Below are 6,338 nucleotides of genomic sequence, written 5' to 3' on the forward strand. Positions count from 1 at the left end.
ATGTCCGACGCCGACGAGCTCGACGACGAGCAGATCATGTGCGCCACGTACACCCACGCGCGGCGCCACCCGATGGTGCTGGGCCACATCGGCGGCTGGACGCCCCCCTTCCAGCTGTCGCTGCCCCAGCTGGCCGTCGTCGTCGTCACGATCATCGTCGAGGCGTACACCTACAAGTGGTGGGGCCCCTTCCTCCCGCGGCTCTTCGGCGTCGTGGCGATGGTGCTCGTCCCCGTCGGGCTGGCCTGGGCGGTCCGCAGCGCCCGGTTCGAGGGCCGCAGCCTGCCCCGGGCGGCCCTCGCCTACCTGTCGATGCTGTGGATGCCCCGTGAGGGCCACGTCGGCGGCCGCCCCTACCGTGACGCCCGTGCCGCCACGCCCTGGCTGACGCCCGTCTACCTCGAGCGCGGCGAGGACGGGCCGTGAAGGCACCGGCCCGGGCGATCGTCGGCAACCTGATCTGGTCGACCGACGGCGGCGTGTGGGCCGTGTGGGACGCCCAACCGTTCCCGCACGCCCACATCGCCTCGGCCGACAAGCTGGCGATCCACTCGCAGATCCGCGGCCTGCTCATGAGCCTGCCGCCGGACTCGATGCTGCTGTCGATCTGCGAGCTGCTCCACCCGATGGACGTGGTCGAGCGGATGATCGACGGCGTCCCCATCGAGCGCCAGCCGGCGTGGGCCGTCGTGTGCGACGCCACCGCCGACTGGCTCGAGCAGGTGCCGCTGCACAACCGCCGCTACTACGTGGCCGCGGCGCTGCCCACGGCCAAGCGGGCGTGGCACGAGGTGCTGACCGACGCGGTGTCCGACGTCAGCTCCAAGTTCGGCATCGGCCCCACGCCGATCCCGGAGCTGGAGATCGAGCTCCGCCAGCGCCAGGCCCACGAGATGGAGGTGCGCCTCGGCACCCACGTGCCGCTGCGGCGCGCCAGCGCCGGCGAGATCTGCTGGCTGTACGCCCGGGCGATGCGGCGGGAGGCCGACGAGCCGGCGTTCGACGAGGGCTGGGAGCCGCCGGAGGACCCCCGCGGCAGCGCCCGGCGTGACGAGATGGACGACCAGCGGCGGCGCCCCCGCGGCGTGCTCGCCCAGCTCACCGACGCCGTGGTGAAGGAGGGCGGCTACTCGGACGACGAGGACCGGCCCCGCCACCGCCGCTACGTCCGCATCGACTCCGGCGGCTTCACCAGCTACCAGACCGTGATGGCGATGTCCGACATGCCGCACTACTTCTCGTTCCCGGGGGGCGGCGGCGAGTGGCTGTTCCATGCCGACCGGGTGGGGTTCCCGGTCGACTGGTGCGTGCGCATCCGGTCGGTCCGCAACGCCGACGCCCAGATCAAGGTGCGCCGCAAGCACCGCGACCTCATCGGCCAGGTCGACGAGTACGACGGCGACCTCACCGGCGCGCCCCCGCAGCTGGCGTCGGCCATCCAGGCGATCGACGAGCAGCGCGCCCAGCTCGGCGCCAACCCCGCCGAGCCCGAGCTGCAGGTCACCGTGCTGATGTCGGTGGCGGCGTCGAGCCTGGTGGAGCTGGAGCACCGGGCGGCCGCCATCATCGGGCGGTTCGAGCCCCAGGAGTACGGCCTGGCCCGGCCCACCGCGGGGCAGGCGCAGCTGGTGCGGTCGATGCTGCCGGGCACCTCGACCGCCATGGTCTGCCGGGACTACACGCAGTTCATGCTGACCAGCGACCTGGCCGCGGGCAGCCCGTTCTGCGGCCCCGAGGTCGGCGACCCGCAGGGCCTGCTGCTGGGTGTGTCGCTCGACGGCGGCAACAACTCGCCGGTGCTGTTCGACCCCGCCTTCGGGCCCAAGGCCAACGCCAGCCCGTCGCTGGCCGCGGTCGGGCGGCTGGGGTCGGGCAAGTCGTTCTTCCTCAAGCGCCTGTGCTGGGACACCGTGGCCCGGGGCGGGCAGGTGGTCACGATCGACCGCACGCCCAGCGGCGAGTACGTCCGCTTCGCCGAGTCGATGCCGGGGCGGGTGCAGGTCGTGCGGCTGGAGGCAGGCGCCGACGTCCACCTCGACCCGATGCGGAGCTTCCACGGCGACGAGCGGGTGACGGTCACGCTGGGCTTCCTGTCGTTGCTGTCGGGCAGCTCGGCCCACAGCGAGGAGGGCGCGGCGCTGGCCGAGGCCGTCGACTCCGTGGCGGAGCGGCAGGACTCGTGCCTGGCGGACGTGGTCGACGAGCTGGAGCGGATGGGCGCCGACGTGAAGGAGCCCGACCCGGCGGCCCGCAGCCTGGCCCGGCGCCTGGCCCACTACCGGCGCTCGGCGACCGGCCAGCTGGCGTTCGGGCGGGGGCGGCCGATCTCGCTCGACGCCGACTTCGTGATCTTCTGGGCGCCGAACCTGGCGCTGGCCGACCGCGAGACTCTGTCGACCGAGCAGGGCATGCGGATGATGCTGCCCGAGCAGGTGCTGGGTCAGGCGCTGCTGTACCTGGTGGCGGCCGTCGGGCGGCGGGTGGTGTTCAGCGACCCGACCCGGTTCGCCGCGGCGCTCTACGACGAGGCGTGGGCGCTGCTGGCGTCGCCGCACGGGCAGAAGCTGCTGATCGAGGGCGTGCGCGACGGCCGCAAGCACAACGGAGCCATCTGGCTGGCCAGCCAGCACCCGAACGACTTCGCCATCAACGAGCTGGAGGACCTGCTGGGGTCCCGGTTCGTGTTCCGCCAGGCCCGGCGGGCGATCCCGGCGGCGCTGCGGTTCCTGGGGACGCCCGACAGCGGCGACGCCGCCGCGACGCTCGAAGCCGGGCTCGACACCGGGCAGTGCCTGTACCGGGACGTGCGCGACCGGGTCGGGTTGATCCAGGTGCTGCCGCCGGTCCTGCAGGACATCGAGGAGGCGATGAACACCACGCCGAAGGGCAGCCACGGCTTGCCCGACGAGGACGGCGACGTGTTCGACGAGACCGACCTCGGCGCCATCCACCACTCCCCGGACGAGGGCGCGGAGCGCTGGGGCCTGCCCTACGAGCCCGACGACGACGACGAGTCCGAGGATCTCGACGCCCTACCCCTCCAGCTCGGCGTTCCCGCCGAACGCCTGAGCCTCCCGGCGCCGCCGCCCCTCGTCGTCGTGCCGGAGCCCGACCCCGCCACGGCACCGCCACCGGTCGTCGCACCGGCACCGGCACCGGAGCCGGAGCCGGAGGTGGCACAAGAGGTCGCATCGGCGCAGGTGACACCGCCGACACCTGCGCCGATGCCGCCGGACGACGACCCCGGCGAGCCCGAGGTGACCGACGACCCCGCGGCCGCGAGGGCGCGGGCGAGGAGCCGGCGGCGGTCGCCGCTGGCGCAGGCGCTGGCCGAGGAGTCGGGGTCGTGACCACCACGGCACGACGCCGGCGCCGGCTCGGGCACTGGCTGGTCCTGACGCTCCTCGCGCTCGGGTTCTTCTACGCCATGGGGGCGCGGGCCGAGGCCGAGACCATCGAGTGCGACGGCTGGGGCTGGGAGATCATCGACGACGACCGCGACATCGAGCTCGACGACAACTCCCCCGACTGGTTCAAGGAGGAGGCCAGGGACGAGGCCGGGGACGGCAACTGCACCCTCGCCGAGCACCTCTGGCCCAAGACCTGCGAGCAGATGGGCGAGGACTACGACGACGGCGTCGTCCCCGACGCCTGCGTCGGCACCTACCCAGGTTCGAACTACAACATCACCTACGACGGCGGCGGCGTCCTGTCGTTCGACCGCAAGATCTGGGGCGGGATCACCGGGATCATCTTCAACATCGGGAAGACCGCGGTGCAGGTCGGCATGTGGCTGATCTCGCTGGCCTTCAACCAGAAGCTGCGGGAGATGTCGCCGTTCTCGGAGGAGATCGCGGCCCGCTACAACACCCAGGTGGTCGGGCCCGCCGACCTCCAGGACCTGTCGTGGCTCATCCTCATGGCCTTCGTCGCCTGGAACGCCCTGCGCGGCAAGATCGGCATCGCCGCCGGCGAGTTCCTGTTCTCGGCGGTCATGATCGGCCTGGCCGCGGTGCTCGTCGGCAACGAGGCGGGCTACATGAACGCCCTGTCCGACCGCATGGACGAGGTGTCCTCGGCGCTCATGAACGCCGCCGACCCCGAACAGACCGAGCCCCCGACCGGAGGCGACGGCACGGGTGGGACGCTGATCGCGCCCACCGTCAAGAAGCTCCAGCAGCAGGTCTTCGAGTACTTCGTCGTGGAGCCCTACGAGTACGTCAACTGGGGCGGCCCCGCCAACCTGCCGGGCGACTGCGGCACGCGCGCCGAGCGGATCAAGGCCGCCGGCCTCACCGACGACGGCGGCTGGTCGTGGCGCTACATGGACGACTCCGACGACGACTGCAGCGACGCCGTGGCCTTCAACAAGGCGCCGACCACCTACCGCTTCGTCGGTGCCCTGGTCACCACGGCGGTGTCCATCGGCGTGATGTTCACGCTCGGCCTGATCGCGATCTCGCTGATCCTCGGCAAGTTCCTGCTGGCGACGATGTTCGCCCTCGCGCCGTTCTCCGCGGCCTGCGCGGCCCTGCCCGGCACGGCGCGCCGCATGGCCTGGTCGTGGGTATCGAGCGTGATCCAGTGCGCCATCGCCGTGGTGCTGATGAGCTTCCTGCTGTCGATGATGCTCATCGCCACCGAGCGCATCCTCAACCTCACCGCCGAGACCGGCAAGGACAGCCTGCTGGAACGCTGGGGCCTGGTCCTCGGCGTGGTGGCGGGCGTGTTCATCGGCCGGAAGCGGCTGCTGGCGGCGTCGAAGAACATGGGCGAGCGGATGAACGACACGCTCACCCGGCTGTCGCCGGCGAGTGCCAACTGGGCGGGCGGCACGGGCGGCGGCTTCGACCTGAGCGCCGCCGACCGCGGCGCCATGGCGGCGGCCGCGGCTCCGGCCCGCTTCGCCCAGCGTCGCCTCGCCGAGCGCCGCCAGGCCCGACGTGCCTTCAAGAACCTGGAGCGCATGGAGCGCCGGCGTGAGGGCCCGCAAGTCCACGTCAGCTCCAGGACGGCGTCCCGCGGCGGCGGTGGCGGTGTTGGAGGAGGAGGAGGAGGCGGCGGGGGTGGCGGTCGTGGTGGCGGCGGCGGTCGTCCGCCCCGCTTCGCCGGGCTCCGGCGGGCCGGCGGCGCCATCGCCCGGAGCCGCACCGGCAGGGCCGTCGCCAGCAGCCGGGTCGGCCAGGGCGCCGCCAACGTGGGACGCTCGGTCGGCGGTACGTTCGCCGGTGCCGGGCGCGGCATCGCCAACGGTGCCCGGGGCCTCGGCGGGCGGATCCGCGGCGGGGTCAGCGCCGGTACCGGCCGCCTGGCCAGCAGCCGCCTCGGGCGGAGCGGCTTCGGCCAGGCCGTGGGCCGCGGGATGGGCGCCACCGGCCAGGGGGTGCGCAACGTCGGCGCCGACATGCGCGACATGGGCCGTCACGTGGGCGGCCGGACGATGGGCAACGTGCGGCACCCGGGCCCGTTCCCCCGAGGGGGCGGCGGGAGCGGGGGCGGAGCACCGTCGGGCCCGACGATCGTCCCCGGGACCGGCGGGCCTGGCGTGGCCGGCCGGACCCCTTCGGGCCTGATCGTGCCCGGGAGCGGCGGGGGCGGCGGCGGGGGCGGGGGCGTTCCCACGATCGGAGGAGGATCGGGCGGCGCGGCCGGGCCGGCCCCGTCCGGCCGTCAGGAGACGAGCGTCAGGACCGTCACCGAGATGCGCATGCCGCGGGTGAGCGACTGGAAGAACCCCGGCTACGCCGTGGCCCTGCGCCTGCGCCATCGCATGACGCTGCGGGGCCACCGGCGGACCGCGGAGCGGATGGGGCGCCGGAGCGAGAACTGGCCCTGATCGGGGTCCACGGGCACTCGGAAGGGGGTGAGCGATGGCGGTCCAGGCCGTGGTGATCGTGGTCCAGCGGGCCGGGCAGGTGGCCGCCCAGACCACCGCCCGGGTGGGCGCCGTGGCCGGTCGGGTCGTCGGCCGGGGTGCGGCGAAGGGTGCCCAGGCGGCGGGGAAGGCTGCCGGCAAGGGGGCTCAGGGGGCCGCCCGAGGTGCCGGCGCGGCCGGTCGGGGCGCCGCGTCGGCGGGCCGGGGCGCCGGTCAGGCGGCGCGGGCGGGGCGCCCGGGCACCAAGCCACCCACCGGCAGGCCGGGCAGCCGCGGCCCCGCCCGTGGCGGCCCCGGCGGGCCGCAGCAGCCCAAGACGCCGCTGAAGAAGGACGCCAAGGGCCTCCGCGGGCAGCTCGAGAAGGCCAAGCCCAACGTCAAGGCCCGCGCCAAGCGACGCCTCCAACGCAACCTCCGCGGACAGCTCAGAGACCAGCTCCGCGGCGGCAACGACAACAACAAG

4 protein-coding genes are annotated in these 6,338 nt (G+C 73.9%); all 4 read left to right on the forward strand.

What is annotated here, in order from left to right:
* Positions 1 to 426 carry a hypothetical protein gene (locus VK611_21020; GenBank protein ID HMG43828.1) on the forward strand — a complete coding sequence of 142 codons (426 nt, stop codon included), beginning with the start codon at positions 1 to 3 and terminating at the stop codon, positions 424 to 426.
* Positions 423 to 3,350, forward strand: a complete 2,928-nt coding sequence (locus VK611_21025; GenBank protein ID HMG43829.1) for an ATP-binding protein — start codon at positions 423 to 425, stop codon at positions 3,348 to 3,350. The genes VK611_21020 and VK611_21025 overlap by 4 nt, the downstream gene beginning before the upstream one ends.
* Positions 3,347 to 5,836, forward strand: a complete 2,490-nt coding sequence (locus VK611_21030) for a type IV secretion system protein (GenBank protein HMG43830.1) — start codon at positions 3,347 to 3,349, stop codon at positions 5,834 to 5,836. The genes VK611_21025 and VK611_21030 overlap by 4 nt, the downstream gene beginning before the upstream one ends.
* A gap of 34 nt (positions 5,837 to 5,870) precedes the next feature.
* The coding region (locus VK611_21035; protein HMG43831.1) for a hypothetical protein at positions 5,871 to 6,338 on the forward strand (468 nt) is incomplete at its 3' end.

The sequence above is a fragment of the Acidimicrobiales bacterium genome, from assembly GCA_035316325.1.
GTDB lineage: Bacteria > Actinomycetota > Acidimicrobiia > Acidimicrobiales > VFJN01 > DASXTK01.

Excerpts from the sequence above, each read along its gene's own strand:
- VK611_21020 (HMG43828.1), top strand. The coding sequence starts at position 1 with ATGTCCGACGCCGACGAGCTCGACGACGAGCAGATCATGTGCGCCACG.